Genomic DNA, 13,036 nt, shown 5'->3' on the forward strand with positions numbered 1-13,036 from the left:
GGCTGTTTTCTTTATGCATATTTTTTCTTGTAACGTATAATATAATGAAAAAGAAAGGTGGGTACATATGGACGACAAAGAAAAAAAGCAATCATTCGATGAAGAATTTGCCCCTGAAATTTCACCTGGATATCGGCAAGATGTACATAAGCCACCTAAATATAAAAACACTTCGTTTTTAATGGGCATTACCATTTTCGCTGCTGTATTACTCATACTTATCATTTTCGTTTATTTTTGATGAAAGGTGGCCTATTATTATGAAGAAACAAGATTCCAATCGTTCAAAAAGAACTGTTAAAACACAAAAAGGATATGCAGGAGATTCTGTTCATACCCTTAAACAAGTCGAGCAAGGAAATTTATATATTGCTCAAAAAGAACTTGGTCAACAAAATGAAAATCTTTAAAGGCCCTTTATTCCTTGAGGGCCTTTTTATTCCGGATTAAGTAGTACACACTCCAAAATGTTCTATTGAGCAATGAATTTCCTTTATTGTACGCGCTGCTTTTGTTCTAGCACCATAAATATATTATTAACCTTTACAATTTTCACTTCATAATTCAATTTCATTTCGCTTCTCTTACCATTTTCAGTACCCGCAACGTACGCTACAGCTTGATAAAGAAAACTCTCATCGGTCTCTTCACGTATCTCCTCGTTTGTAAATTTATACTCTAAATCTCGAAAACGATTTGGATAATAATTTCCCATTAATTGTTCATACCCTCTATTTAAAAATAGTTCTTCACCTTTTCGTTTCACATCTTCTTTATTAGTAGACCCAAACACTGATAGTTGCTCGGTCACAAAATGCTCTCCTACCTTTTTCATTTCATTATGAGTTAAATTTTCTATACTTTTGTTCTTTAACTCCTTATTTAACTCGTACTGATCAATCGGTTTAAAGGTAGCAAAAACCTCCTCTTTATATGACCATAACAATATAAAAGCGATACATAGAGAACTGATTAACAGTCTTTTTTTCGTAATACTCCCGCCCTTCTTAATAATGATAGCTATATTTTAACATATAGAAAGAAAATTCTGATATCATAAAGTGGAATAACTTAACTTAGAAACGAGGAACAATTATGGACTCTTACAAACATTATATAAAAGAAGCTTTGCCTAATCTTTCTATACATTCATATAAACAAAATGAAGAAGGATGGGATAATGTAGCAGTTATAGTAAATGATGAGCTATTGTTTCGTTTCCCGCGAAAACAGGAATATGCGATGCGAATTCCGTTAGAAAAAGAACTATGCGCAATTCTCACTCAATCACTACAAGAAATCGAAGTTCCACAATATCACCTAATTTATAAAAATGAATCTGATGAGGTTCCTCTTTGTAGTTACTATACTCTCATTCATGGTGAACCATTAAAAACAGACACAGTTGCCACGCTGGAGGATCCAGAGCTGAAAGCAATTATTACACAATTAGCTACTTTCCTTGCGGTACTACATAGCATTCCTTTACACCAAGTTACAACGCTATGTTTCCCTATTGAAAAAACATGTACCTACTGGAAAGAGCTACAAACAAAATTAAACCAATATCTCACTACTAGCCTTACTTCATTACAGAAACTAGCCTTAAATCGCTTATTTGAAAATTTCTTTGCATGTTTAGCTATATCCACTTTTCAAAACACAATCATTCACACTGATTTTACTCATCATCACATTTTATTTAACAAGCATAACAAAAGTATTTCAGGTGTTATCGATTTTGGTGATGCGCAAATTGGCGATCCTGCTTTTGATTTTGCAGGACTATATTATGATTTCGGACATGAGTTTACTACATCTGTATATGAACAGTACAGTACACTTATTTCTCATCATGATCCATTACTCATTCATCGCATTACTATCTTCTATCAATACAGTCCTTTACTACATAATATTATTTATAACTTTGAGTCAGAGAATAAACTCGAATTCATTACAGGCACAGAACAGCTAAAAACGATATTACAGGGATGAGATTACATTCTCTCCCTATATACTCTCTCCTCATACAACATTAACTTTTTATCCATTTCAACAATGACTTTATACAATTGAAATGCCTGTAAAATTTGCAGTTGAATTTCAAAAGGAGCATTTTGTTCTTTTAACCATTGAAATACTTTCGTTTCATCTTTCATTGATTATTCCTCCCTTTATCCTGCTATTCGCGGGTAGCCCGATTAATGAGGGCTGATAATCAGTGGGGGATTGACAAAACCCCCACTGATTAAAGATTCACTTTATTAAAATCTGCTATAAATATACGGTAAATGATGAAAAGCTTTTCATGTCAACAACAAAAAAGGATGCAAAGTTGCATCCTTTAATGTACGATATTTTTCTTCTGCTCCGCTTCTTTCTTTACTTCTTCCCCTTGGCATTCACTACGAAATGCACAACTTATACACTCAGAACGAAAATGACGCTCTGTATAATGCTCAGGTTGTTGCAACATTTCTTTCATTCTAGATAAATCAGCCATTCCAGTTATAATATCTTCCTGTTTTGGAATGTACTCATACTTAGTTCCTTCTATTAAATTAATAACTTCAATCTTTCCTGGAAGAACGCCGAAAGCTTTATAACTAAATACTGTCATTAGCTTCTGACAAAGAGCAAGCATTTCCTCATCCGCATCGACGACATACTTTTTAATTACAAACGACCCAGCACTCCACTCACCAACTTCAAATGTCAATGACATGTGGACACCTAACTCTTCCATATATGTTTGAAACTTCTCGTATAAAAACAATGGTGGTGTCTGACTATCATCCTTTTCAACAAACTGTAATAAGTGATCCGTTAGCTTAGCTAATACAATATAGTACTCCGTCTTCGAAGCAAACATATTAATCCTTACTTTTTTCCAATACTTTTCTATTAATATTAAAAGTACAATTTTCGTTTGTTGACCCGCAGGTAGCGTGTAATACTCGTTAATAATTTGATTGACAATCATTTGTGCTATTTGTTGCCATTCAAATGAAGAAGGTTCTCTTCTTTTTATATGACGAAAATAAAATTTATGCGGACAACGCATAAAATCATACAAATGATAATCTGTCATCGTTTTGATTGAGATTTTCTCATGCACTTGCTCTTCATCTCCCTTCTGCCATTAAGAAAGGTGTTTTACAAATTCAGCTCCAAACTGTAAACATTTTTCTACATCTTCATCTTCTGGCGTTAATTCTACTTTTAGTCCTTCTAACACAACTGCTGCCCCGCGCTCTTGTAGCTTTTCTATTAAAATGTCAACTGCCACTCCGTATTTCGGATAAGCTGAATCACACGATCCGAATACTGCCGCTTTTTTCCCAGTTAAATCAATAGAATCCATTGCATCATAAAAATCTAAGAAATCATCAGGAAGATCACCATCTCCCCAAGTATATGCACCTAAAATAATTCCATCATACTGTTCTAATATAGAAGCTTCTGGTGAATCCATAATATCAATAACTTCAATTTCATTTTCTGTTTCACGAATTACGCCGGCAATGTGGTCAGCCATTTCCTCTGTATTTCCACTCATACTTGCAAAAATCATTACTAACTTACTCAACTGAACCTCTCCCTTTACTTTGTATCTCTTTTTCTGTTTGAATGCTCTTCTTCTCATCTACATATTCAGACCGAATTACATTTCTTTGCCATTCCATATGCTGATCAACATCTTTATCTTTATTTTTATTTTAATCCCCTCCGCAGAAGGTGAAAATTTTTTCTCATTAACATGTCGCATCCATCCTATTGATAATAATTATCAATTTCAACTACTTTTAGATTAATTGACATTGATTATCAGTGTCAACAACTATTTTTAAAAAAATGATTAAAATGTACAAGCTTGTCCGTTAGCTATTCATATACTATGAATGAGCATAGTTCTTTCTCAGCCCTCTCTGACGGAAAGAAATAAAAGCAACTGCAATAGAGTGCAGTTGCCTTTTTTTGTTTTTCTATGATTTTAGTAATCTTATAGTCGTCTCTAAAAATAGCTCCACTCCACAAATTAATGCTGATTCATCCACGTCAAATTTCGGATGATGATGTGGATAACAAGTATATATATTTTCATTACCTGTTCCTAATTTAATGAAACAACCGGGTGCTTTTCTTAAATATGCTGAAAAATCTTCCCCACCCATAGAAGGTTCAAGCTTCACAACACGCTCATTCCCAAACAAATGTAGTGCACTTTCTTCTACTATTTTCGTAATATATTCATCATTAATAACCGGATCATATCCATATCGATACGTATATGTATACGATCCTCCATGTGCTTCTGTAATTCCTTTCACAATTTTCTCGATTTTCCCTTCTGCTTCCACCCTCAATGCTTGATTAAATGAACGAACGGTTCCCATTAAAGTTGCTGTACTAGGAATAATATTGTCAGCCGTTCCCCCATGAAATTGTGTAACTGAAATAACCCTTTGCATAAAAGCACTCGTATTTCTTGATACGATATGTTGTAAATTTGTAATAATCTGTGCTCCGATAGCAATAGGGTCTATCGTTTCTTCTGGTCGCGCCGCATGTCCTCCTTTGCCTTGAATTTCAACTGTAAATACGTCTGGTGCCGCCATCATCGGCCCATACACAATTCCTATCTTTCCGCTTTCTAATCCAGACATAACATGTAAACCTATTACATAATCAACACCGTCCATTACACCTGCCTCAACCATTTCTTGTCCCCCACCGGGATACACCTCTTCTGCGTGCTGAAAGAATAGACGAATCTCACCTGCAAAATCTTCCTTTATATTTGATAGCACCTCTGCTGTGCTTAATAAAATAGCTGTGTGAGCATCGTGCCCACATGCATGCATCATTCCTTTATTCACAGATGTATAAGATTTACTTGTCTCCTCTTGAATTGGCAAAGCATCTATATCAGCTCGAATCGCAATTACTTTCCCTTGCTTCACACCTCTTTTAATTGCTAGTACACTATACTTCGTCGGTCTCGTTACTTCAAAAGAAGAAAATGAGCATAATGTATCATATATAAATTGCGAAGTTTCTTTTTCATGAAATGATAATTCCGGATACTTATGGAAGTGCCTTCTCCATTTCACGATATTTTCTTCCGAAATTAGATTCTTCCACACTCTATTCATGATAATTTCCTCCTTTTCAAAAGAACTAGAAATTTAAAAGTTTACTCCGTCTTGAATGATTAATAAAAACAAATACTGTATTTTTACGTATTCTTATAGTCCACTTTTATGTATTCACACAATCCACTTTCTATTTACATGTCAAACCCATTACAAATTCATGCTGAATGTAATATAATTGCTAAGTTAGGGATTTTCTTTTTTAGTATTTAGTGCTAATATCAAAAAAGAGCCTTTTGACTTATTTTTACCTAAAATGTGGGATTTTGTTTTTTTCACAATAATGTAGGACATGATACCTACAAAGAGCTATTATTTCATTAAGAGAGGGAAAGACATGGAAAGATTAAAAGAGATATGGTCTCGACCACTCACACAATGGGTTGCAAAGACGGTTTATTATCTTGCAATTTTATTTGCATTACTTTGGTTGTATGGATTCCATGATACAAACACAAGTACATTTATTTACAATGAATTCTAGGGTGGGAACGTTATGAAGTTATTAGAACAAATTGAAAAGTGGGCTGCAGAAACGCCTGATCAAACCGCTTTTGTTTGGCGAGATGCGAAAATTACGTACAAACAATTAAAGGAAGATTCTGATGCGTTAGCACATTGGATTTCTTCTGAGTATCCAGACGATCGTTCACCAATTATGGTGTATGGCCATATGCAACCTGAAATGATTGTTAACTTTTTAGGATGTGTAAAAGCTGGACATGCTTACATTCCTGTAGATTTATCTATCCCAGCTGATCGTGTACAACGTATTGCTGAAAATTCTGGTGCGAAATTACTTTTATCGGCAACAGCAGTAACTGTAACTGATTTACCAGTTCGCATCGTAAGTGAAGACAACTTAAAAGATATTTTCTTTACTCATAAAGGGAACACTCCAAATCCTGAACATGCGGTAAAAGGTGATGAGAACTTCTACATTATTTACACATCAGGAAGCACAGGTAATCCGAAAGGGGTTCAGATTACTTATAACTGCCTTGTTAGCTTTACAAAATGGGCTGTAGAAGATTTCAACTTACAAACAGGGCAAGTATTCTTAAATCAAGCACCTTTCTCATTCGATTTATCTGTAATGGATATTTACCCATCATTAGTAACAGGTGGTACACTTTGGGCAATCGATAAAGATATGATTGCGCGTCCAAAAGACTTGTTTGCTTCTTTAGAGCAATCGGATATTCAAGTATGGACTTCGACACCTTCTTTCGCTGAAATGTGTTTAATGGAAGCATCCTTCTCTGAAAGTATGCTACCGAACATGAAAACATTCTTATTCTGCGGTGAAGTGTTACCAAATGAAGTGGCTAGAAAATTAATTGAGCGTTTCCCAAAAGCAACAATTATGAATACTTACGGTCCAACAGAAGCTACTGTCGCTGTAACAGGTATTCACGTTACAGAAGAAGTGCTTAATCAATACAAATCACTTCCAGTTGGCTATTGTAAATCAGACTGTCGCCTTCTTATTATGAAAGAAGATGGCACGATTGCACCTGATGGTGAAAAAGGTGAAATCGTAATTGTCGGTCCAAGCGTAAGCGTTGGATATTTAGGAAGCCCTGAATTAACAGAAAAAGCATTTACTATGATTGACGGTGAGCGCGCCTATAAAACAGGCGATGCTGGCTATGTTGAAAATGGTCTTCTATTCTATAATGGTCGTCTTGATTTCCAAATTAAGTTGCATGGTTATCGAATGGAATTAGAAGAAATTGAGCATCACCTTCGTGCGTGTTCTTACGTAGAAGGAGCAGTTATCGTTCCAATTAAAAAAGGTGAGAAATACGATTATTTATTAGCGGTTGTTGTTCCTGGGGAGCATTCGTTTGAAAAAGAATTCAAATTAACATCTGCAATCAAAAAAGAACTCAATGAGCGATTACCAAACTACATGATTCCACGTAAATTCATGTATCAATCTTCTATTCCAATGACACCAAATGGAAAGGTAGATCGCAAAAAATTATTGAGTGAGGTTACAGCATGACCGCATATGGATCATTTTATTTTTTCGCTATAGTGGGCATTTTATTAATACCTACTATCATAGCTGGATTAAAAGGTAAAATGTTGCGTAAATATAATGCCGTTTTAACATTAATCATGCTTGCTATTATCTTCTCAGATAAACCAAAGCAAGCAATGATGTTAGCCGCATTTATTATTTGGCAATATGCCCTAATTAAAGGCTATTTAATTTTAAGAAAAAAAAATAATAGTACATTCACATTTTGCATAGCTGTTATTTTATCGATTTTGCCTCTTATTTTGGCAAAAATCGCACCATTTGCATCGTTACTACCTGAGTTAAAACTTGTTGTTTTTCTAGGTATATCTTACGTAACATTCAGAGCAGTTCAAATGGTATTTGAAGTTCGTGATGGTTTAATTAAAGAGCTTTCTTTCTTTAACTTCTGGGAATTCGTTTTATTTTTCCCTGCGATTTCAACAGGACCTATCGATCGTTACCGTAGATTCCAAAAAGATATTCAAAAGCCACCTAGCGCTGAAGAATATCAAAATTTACTATATACAGGACTAAATCGTATTTTCCAAGGTTTCTTGTATAAATTTATTATTGCTTACTTAATAAAGCAATATTGTATGGATCCAGCATTCGCTCAACACGATACAATCTTTTCAAATATGATTTACATGTATAGCTATAGCTTATATCTATTCTTTGATTTTGCTGGTTATAGCTCTTTTGTAATTGGTGTAAGTTATATGATGGGAATTAAAGCGCCAGAAAACTTTAATAAGCCATTCCTTAGTCGTAATATTAAAGACTTCTGGAACCGCTGGCACATGAGTTTATCATTCTGGTTCCGTGACTTCATCTACATGCGTTTCGTATTTTTTGCAACGAAGAAAAAGTTAATTAAGAACCGTTACACAATTTCGTATATCGGTGCATTTTTAAACTTCTTCATTATGGGAATTTGGCATATCCAAGGAAGCGCTGTTGCGCAGTATATTATTTATGGTCTATATCATGCCGCACTGTTTATTTTATTCGATATTTTCGAACGAAAAAACAAGAAGCATAAATTTTGGCCAAACAATAAATTCACACGCATCCTTGCGATTGTAATTACGTTCCACATTGTATGTTTCGGTTTCCTAATCTTCTCTGGACACCTTAACAGATACTTTTAATGCACCCTTCTTATTCCATTAAGAAGTTGCACATATAATATATTTCGGATATAAAGGAGATTTTAAAAATGGCAGAATTCAAAGAGCAAGTATTAGATATTTTAGAAGAAGTATGTGAAAACGATATTGTGAAAGAAAACTTAGATGTTCAATTATTTGAAGAAGGTATTCTTGATTCTTTTGCTGTAGTATCTTTATTAGTTGAATTCCAAGAGCGTTTAGATATTGAAGTTTCTATTTCTGATTTTGACCGTGACGAGTGGGCTACACCAAACATGGTTATTAAAAAGTTGGAAGAAATCCGATGAACAAAGCAAAATTTGGTCCGATGCTTTTAGCATTGGCCCTTTTTGCTGTATTCTTACTTATTCCAACGCGCTTCCTACTTCCACTTTTAAGTGATGAAAAAGTAGAACAAGCTGCTACTTCTTTAAAAGAAGAAAAAATTCAAAGTATGATTTTACAGCAAAAGATGTTAGCAGATCCAAAATATCTTCCGATGTACGGTTCATCGGAATTCGCACGTATGGATGCTTTCCATCCATCTAATTATTTTAAAGTAAAGCCTGAAGGATTTACGCCATTCCTTCTTGGACGCGGCGGAACACAAGACCTTGTACATGTGTTAAACTTCGCATCTACAATGGATCAATTGAAAGATAAGAAAATGGTATTCGTTCTTTCTCCGCAATGGTTTGTACCACAAGGTATTGATGAAACGCACTTTGCACCTAACTTTTCAAAACAACAAGGTTACCACTTCATTTTCAACAATGATTTAAAACCTGAAATGAAAAAACAAATTGCAAAGCGTTTATTAAACTTTGAGATTGTAAAAAAAGAAACTTTATTAAAAATCTCGCTTGAAGGCATCGCTTATGATGATACGAAGTATAAAGTAAAAGCACTTGCTGCTAAACCTTTCGCTTATATTTACCGTAACATTTTAGATCGTAAAGATTTATTTACAGCTATGTTTAATATTAAACCGCATAAAGAAAAGCTTGACCCTTCATTAAAACAAATGAACTGGGATGAAGCTCGTAAACATGCAGATCAAACAGGTGCAGCAGAATCTGGATCTAATGAATATGGTATCGAAGATGGTTACTTCAATAGCAAAATCAAGAAGAAATTAAAGCAACGTGAAGGCTACTTAAAAAATGATGCTTATGATCAATCGCCAGAATATGAAGATTTACAAATTGTACTTGATTTATTAAAACAATCTGGTGCAAAACCACTCTTCATTTCTGTTCCTGTCAAAGGTCCTTGGTACGACTACGCTGGCTTCCCGAAAGAACGCCGCGAAGCATACTATAAGAAAGTTCATGAGCAAATTGAAAAAGCTGGTTATCCAATTGCCGACTTCTCAAATCATGAATACGATAAATACTTCTTAAAAGATCATATGCACTTAGGTTGGAAAGGCTGGGTTTACATCGACGAAGCCATCCAACAATTTTATAAAGCAAACTAATGAAAAGACCGCTTGAATTACTCAAGTGGTCTTTTTGTATATATTTTGTAATTGTTCGATTGCATTCTCTGCTTCTTTCATAACTCGCTCCACTACATGCTGAGCTGATTCGATTCGAGCTAATGATGCTGCCTGTCCTGCCCAAAGTGACATATATTCTTCCTTATTTTGCTTCGCTGCCTCTTGGCGTATTTTAGAAGTTAATACGTTTTGCACTGGATACATCGGCAGCCCTTCTTCTTTTCCTTCATGTCTCTCTATAAATTCATTCCGAATACCCCGCGCATATTTCCCAGAAAACGCACGAGTTACAGTTGTGCTCGTATCTGTACTATGTAAAACCGCTTCTTTATACACATCGTGCGTAATACTCTCTTCACTTGTTAAAAAGGCCGATCCCATTTGAACACCTTCTGCTCCTAGTGCCAATGCCGCAACAAGCCCTTGTCCGTTCATTACACCACCTGCTGCGACAATTGGGATATGCGGAATAGCCCCTACTAACTGAGGTATTAACGCAAAAGTACCGATCATAGCATCTCGTTCTTTCCCAATAAACGTTCCTCTATGCCCTCCGGCTTCGCTTCCTTGCCCGACAATAATATCTACTCCTAACTCGGCAAGTACTTTCGCTTCCTTCACATGGGTAGCTGTTCCGATAACTTTTATTCCACTTCTTTTTAAATCATTTATTTCTTCTTTTTCTAACGTTTGAAATGCAAAACTAACGACCGGTACTTTTTCATCTAATAACACTTGTAATTGTTCCTTATAGCTTTTTGGAAGTTTTAACGTCCCTTCTACTTCTATACCTAATTCTCTATTTACTCCACTTAGTAATACTTTCGCCTCATTTACCTTCTCTTCTTCTATTTGTATCTCTTTCGTTACAAGTAAATTAACACTGAAAGGCTTATCTGTTAGTTCTCTTATTCTATAAATCGCTTCACGAATTTGTTCTGGGCTCATATAGCCCGCTCCAAGCGTCCCTAATCCTCCGCTATTACTTACTGCTGCAACAAGTTCTGGCGTCGTAATCGCGCCTGCCATACCGGCTTGAACAACGGGATACTCAATTTTTAATATGTCTGTTACTCGACTTGTAAACATCATTTCCCCTCCTATTTCCTTTATATCTTCTTTATTTGATAAGCTTTCCCCTGCTTTTGCAAGGGTTGAACTTCATATGAAGCGAATATATTGAAAGAGAAGGAGGCTGAGCTTAATGATTTATCCAAATGCATTAAAACAAGGTGATACAGTAATGATCATTGCACCATCTGGTCCACCTACAATCGAAAATGTATTACAAGGTGTGAATGTATTACAAGAGATGGGGTTATCCGTAATAATCGGGAAGAGCGTTTACGAGAAATATGGATTTTTAGCCGGAAGTGATCAAGTTCGGCTTGACGATATACATGAAGCATTTACAAATAATGAAGTGAAGGCCGTTTTCTGTGCACGAGGTGGTTACGGAAGTGCTCGTCTCCTCCCTCACATTCAATATGAAATCATTCGGCAAAACCCTAAAATCTTTTGGGGATATAGCGATATTACAGCTTTACATACTGCTGTTTCACGTTATGCAAAGCTTATAACATTTCATGGTCCGATGATTGAAGAACTAGGAAAAGGTATTGATTCCCTATCTTTATCCTCTTTCAATCAGCTATTCCATCCGTATTCAACCATTTTATCTGCATCAGAATGTATCGTATCTAGCTCTCACAGTACAGTTACAGGTACGTTAGTTGGAGGAAATTTAGCTGTGTTAACAAGTATAATTGGCTCGCCCTACGAGATAAATACGGACAATACACTTTTATTACTTGAAGACATTGGTGAAGAACCGTACCGCATTGACCGTATGTTAAATCAGCTACTTTTATCTGGAAAGTTTAATGAATGTAGGGGCGTTATTTTCACAAGTTGTCACGACTGCACTCCTTCAAAGCCATCTCAATCATTGCAAGCAATATTATATGAATATTTCGCACCATATCATATACCGGTCCTATTCGGTTTACCAATTGGACATATAAGTCCAAACATCGGTATTCCACTTGGAGCTACAGCGACAATAAACACGAATAATAAAACAGTCTCTATTTCTTCCGGTATAGCCACTCCATATTCAAATTAAAAAGGAAAAGCGATTACGCTTTTCCTTTTACTTATAATAATTAAAAATTCGTCCAGATGAGATATCTGCAATTTCTTCTGGAATAAATGTTTTACTTATATCAGTACCAACATTTAATACAGCTGTAGCATCTTTCTCAATGCTACCAAATAACTCTTTCCCACGTATCGTAATAAGGGGCGTTCCTTCTGGCAACACATCTTTTACAAATTCCATTTGTGTAAAGAACGGAACGATCCATCTACCTTCTCCTTGGAAATGACGCAAACGAAGTATTCCCTCTGTTGCCCCGTCCTCTGCTTCTAGTGAACCAGCAACATAAAACTCAGTAGATAAGAGCAATTCATAAAATTCCTTTTGCTTCTGTTTATCATCCCCTGCTACAACAAGTACCTCTTCTAATTTCTTTACTGAAATTTGCTCCATATGATGCCACCCCTATTTTCAAAATGATTGTACTTAGATTATACGAAATATTCTTATTTTTTTCTACATAATTTGCAATTATTTTCTTAAAATAATTTTAATACTTCTTTTGTCGTCACAATCGTAGCAAACTCTTCATGTAAATTTACAAGTGTCATATTGTGAATATCTTCTGCACTATACTCCTTACCATCTAAACCTTTACGGTTAAAAGTAGCCGTTGCATCACTCACTAAATATGTTGTAAATCCTAAATTCCCTGCCATTCGTGTTGTAGTTTCCACGCAATGATTTGTCGTTAATCCTACAACCACTACTGCATTACATTTGTTCTTTCTTAATTGCTCTTCTAAATTTGTCCCAATGAACGCGCTGTTAACGAATTTCTGAATAACCACTTCACCAAGTAGTGGTTGCACTTCTTCTTTAAAGTTTACCGTTTCCGCTCTCTCATAAAACATTGACTGAGCATTTTCTTTATTTACATGCTGAATATGAAAAACTGGTCGTTTCCTTTTTCTCCATTCTTCTAACAAAATTCTCATGTTTTCTTCAGCAAAAATATTATTTCTCTCGCCCCAATCTGGTAATTGAAATGCCTTTTGTACATCGATTATGATAAGTGCTATTTGATTTGTCATC

At 35.3% G+C, this 13,036-nt stretch carries 17 protein-coding genes and 1 pseudogene; 9 read left to right on the forward strand and 9 right to left on the reverse strand.

The features are described 5' to 3' along the window. The first annotated feature begins 67 nt into the window (after positions 1 to 67). Both QCI79_RS05555 and QCI79_RS05560 read left to right on the forward strand, forming a co-directional pair. Positions 68 to 241 (forward strand): hypothetical protein, encoded by a 174-nt coding sequence (locus QCI79_RS05555; RefSeq protein WP_000341062.1) that lies wholly within the window; start codon positions 68 to 70, stop codon positions 239 to 241. Between the two features lie 19 nt (positions 242 to 260). After that, a complete protein-coding gene (locus tag QCI79_RS05560) occupies positions 261 to 410 on the forward strand; it encodes a hypothetical protein (protein WP_000743742.1) in 150 nt (49 codons plus the stop codon). Positions 411 to 493: 83 nt separating this feature from the next. On the opposite strand, the gene QCI79_RS05565 is transcribed toward QCI79_RS05560, so the two are convergent. Then, a complete protein-coding gene (locus tag QCI79_RS05565) occupies positions 494 to 1,012 on the reverse strand; it encodes a hypothetical protein (RefSeq protein WP_000715262.1) in 519 nt (172 codons plus the stop codon). Positions 1,013 to 1,095: 83 nt separating this feature from the next. Here QCI79_RS05565 and QCI79_RS05570 point away from each other — a divergent pair, with 83 nt between their 5' ends. After that, positions 1,096 to 1,998: an aminoglycoside phosphotransferase family protein gene (locus tag QCI79_RS05570; RefSeq protein ID WP_000378980.1), complete on the forward strand. Its 903-nt coding sequence runs from the start codon at positions 1,096 to 1,098 to the stop codon at positions 1,996 to 1,998. Positions 1,999 to 2,000: 2 nt separating this feature from the next. Here QCI79_RS05570 and QCI79_RS05575 read toward each other — a convergent pair whose 3' ends face one another. The 5 genes and pseudogenes from QCI79_RS05575 to amaA all read right to left on the reverse strand — a co-directional run bounded on the left by QCI79_RS05575 (position 2,001) and on the right by amaA (position 5,159). Continuing rightward, the gene (locus tag QCI79_RS05575) at positions 2,001 to 2,162 is read right to left on the reverse strand and encodes a hypothetical protein (RefSeq protein ID WP_000651084.1); all 162 of its coding nucleotides are present in this window, start codon (positions 2,160 to 2,162) and stop codon (positions 2,001 to 2,003) included. A 185-nt stretch (positions 2,163 to 2,347) separates the two neighbouring features. Further along, entirely contained in the window at positions 2,348 to 3,121 is a 774-nt protein-coding gene (locus tag QCI79_RS05580) for a hypothetical protein (RefSeq protein ID WP_000544577.1), read from the reverse strand. Positions 3,122 to 3,145: 24 nt separating this feature from the next. After that, a complete protein-coding gene (locus QCI79_RS05585) occupies positions 3,146 to 3,592 on the reverse strand; it encodes a flavodoxin (protein ID WP_000041153.1) in 447 nt (148 codons plus the stop codon). Further along, positions 3,585 to 3,765: pseudogene (locus QCI79_RS05590) on the reverse strand (hypothetical protein). Before QCI79_RS05590 ends, QCI79_RS05585 begins: the two are co-directional and overlap by 8 nt. Positions 3,766 to 3,989: 224 nt before the next feature. Continuing rightward, positions 3,990 to 5,159 (reverse strand): N-acyl-aliphatic-L-amino acid amidohydrolase, encoded by a 1,170-nt coding sequence (amaA, locus tag QCI79_RS05595; protein WP_001082787.1) that lies wholly within the window; start codon positions 5,157 to 5,159, stop codon positions 3,990 to 3,992. Positions 5,160 to 5,496: 337 nt separating this feature from the next. Here amaA and QCI79_RS05600 point away from each other — a divergent pair, with 337 nt between their 5' ends. The 5 genes from QCI79_RS05600 to dltD all read left to right on the forward strand — a co-directional run bounded on the left by QCI79_RS05600 (position 5,497) and on the right by dltD (position 9,822). Beyond that, a complete protein-coding gene (locus QCI79_RS05600) occupies positions 5,497 to 5,643 on the forward strand; it encodes a teichoic acid D-Ala incorporation-associated protein DltX (RefSeq protein WP_000440293.1) in 147 nt (48 codons plus the stop codon). Between the two features lie 12 nt (positions 5,644 to 5,655). Beyond that, positions 5,656 to 7,170: a D-alanine--poly(phosphoribitol) ligase subunit DltA gene (gene dltA, locus QCI79_RS05605; protein ID WP_000770512.1), complete on the forward strand. Its 1,515-nt coding sequence runs from the start codon at positions 5,656 to 5,658 to the stop codon at positions 7,168 to 7,170. Beyond that, positions 7,167 to 8,342, forward strand: coding sequence for a D-alanyl-lipoteichoic acid biosynthesis protein DltB (gene dltB / locus QCI79_RS05610; protein ID WP_021728338.1), 1,176 nt, complete (start codon positions 7,167 to 7,169; stop codon positions 8,340 to 8,342). Before dltA ends, dltB begins: the two co-directional genes overlap by 4 nt. A gap of 68 nt (positions 8,343 to 8,410) precedes the next feature. After that, entirely contained in the window at positions 8,411 to 8,650 is a 240-nt protein-coding gene (gene dltC, locus QCI79_RS05615; protein ID WP_000807310.1) for a D-alanine--poly(phosphoribitol) ligase subunit DltC, read from the forward strand. Continuing rightward, positions 8,647 to 9,822, forward strand: coding sequence for a D-alanyl-lipoteichoic acid biosynthesis protein DltD (dltD, locus tag QCI79_RS05620; protein WP_001030266.1), 1,176 nt, complete (start codon positions 8,647 to 8,649; stop codon positions 9,820 to 9,822). The genes dltC and dltD overlap by 4 nt, the downstream gene beginning before the upstream one ends. Before the next feature lie 21 nt (positions 9,823 to 9,843). Here the strand turns inward: dltD and QCI79_RS05625 are convergent, their stop codons facing one another. Further along, the gene (locus tag QCI79_RS05625; protein ID WP_000495286.1) at positions 9,844 to 10,932 is read right to left on the reverse strand and encodes an NAD(P)H-dependent flavin oxidoreductase; all 1,089 of its coding nucleotides are present in this window, start codon (positions 10,930 to 10,932) and stop codon (positions 9,844 to 9,846) included. Positions 10,933 to 11,047: 115 nt separating this feature from the next. Here QCI79_RS05625 and QCI79_RS05630 point away from each other — a divergent pair, with 115 nt between their 5' ends. Beyond that, positions 11,048 to 11,968: a S66 peptidase family protein gene (locus QCI79_RS05630; RefSeq protein ID WP_000640075.1), complete on the forward strand. Its 921-nt coding sequence runs from the start codon at positions 11,048 to 11,050 to the stop codon at positions 11,966 to 11,968. 27 nt (positions 11,969 to 11,995) lie between these two features. Here QCI79_RS05630 and QCI79_RS05635 read toward each other — a convergent pair whose 3' ends face one another. After that, positions 11,996 to 12,394 (reverse strand): SseB family protein, encoded by a 399-nt coding sequence (locus QCI79_RS05635; protein WP_000435266.1) that lies wholly within the window; start codon positions 12,392 to 12,394, stop codon positions 11,996 to 11,998. 86 nt (positions 12,395 to 12,480) lie between these two features. Then, entirely contained in the window at positions 12,481 to 13,035 is a 555-nt protein-coding gene (locus QCI79_RS05640; protein ID WP_000184437.1) for a cysteine hydrolase family protein, read from the reverse strand. Between the last annotated feature and the right edge of the window lies 1 nt (position 13,036).

It is taken from the genome of Bacillus cereus group sp. MG1, from assembly GCF_040460035.1.
GTDB classification, from domain to species: domain Bacteria; phylum Bacillota; class Bacilli; order Bacillales; family Bacillaceae_G; genus Bacillus_A; species Bacillus_A cereus.

Bases quoted from the DNA above. Each gene is read 5' to 3' on its own strand.
- QCI79_RS05555 (WP_000341062.1), top strand. From the start codon at position 68: ATGGACGACAAAGAAAAAAAGCAATCATTCGATGAAGAATTTGCCCCT.
- QCI79_RS05635 (WP_000435266.1), bottom strand. From the start codon at position 12,394: ATGGAGCAAATTTCAGTAAAGAAATTAGAAGAGGTACTTGTTGTAGCA.
- QCI79_RS05560 (WP_000743742.1), top strand. From the start codon at position 261: ATGAAGAAACAAGATTCCAATCGTTCAAAAAGAACTGTTAAAACACAA.
- QCI79_RS05570 (WP_000378980.1), top strand. From the start codon at position 1,096: ATGGACTCTTACAAACATTATATAAAAGAAGCTTTGCCTAATCTTTCT.
- QCI79_RS05575 (WP_000651084.1), bottom strand. From the start codon at position 2,162: ATGAAAGATGAAACGAAAGTATTTCAATGGTTAAAAGAACAAAATGCT.
- amaA (WP_001082787.1), bottom strand. From the start codon at position 5,159: ATGAATAGAGTGTGGAAGAATCTAATTTCGGAAGAAAATATCGTGAAA.
- dltD (WP_001030266.1), top strand. From the start codon at position 8,647: ATGAACAAAGCAAAATTTGGTCCGATGCTTTTAGCATTGGCCCTTTTT.
- QCI79_RS05630 (WP_000640075.1), top strand. From the start codon at position 11,048: ATGATTTATCCAAATGCATTAAAACAAGGTGATACAGTAATGATCATT.
- dltA (WP_000770512.1), top strand. From the start codon at position 5,656: ATGAAGTTATTAGAACAAATTGAAAAGTGGGCTGCAGAAACGCCTGAT.
- dltB (WP_021728338.1), top strand. From the start codon at position 7,167: ATGACCGCATATGGATCATTTTATTTTTTCGCTATAGTGGGCATTTTA.
- QCI79_RS05600 (WP_000440293.1), top strand. From the start codon at position 5,497: ATGGAAAGATTAAAAGAGATATGGTCTCGACCACTCACACAATGGGTT.
- dltC (WP_000807310.1), top strand. From the start codon at position 8,411: ATGGCAGAATTCAAAGAGCAAGTATTAGATATTTTAGAAGAAGTATGT.
- QCI79_RS05640 (WP_000184437.1), bottom strand. From the start codon at position 13,035: ATGACAAATCAAATAGCACTTATCATAATCGATGTACAAAAGGCATTT.
- QCI79_RS05625 (WP_000495286.1), bottom strand. From the start codon at position 10,932: ATGTTTACAAGTCGAGTAACAGACATATTAAAAATTGAGTATCCCGTT.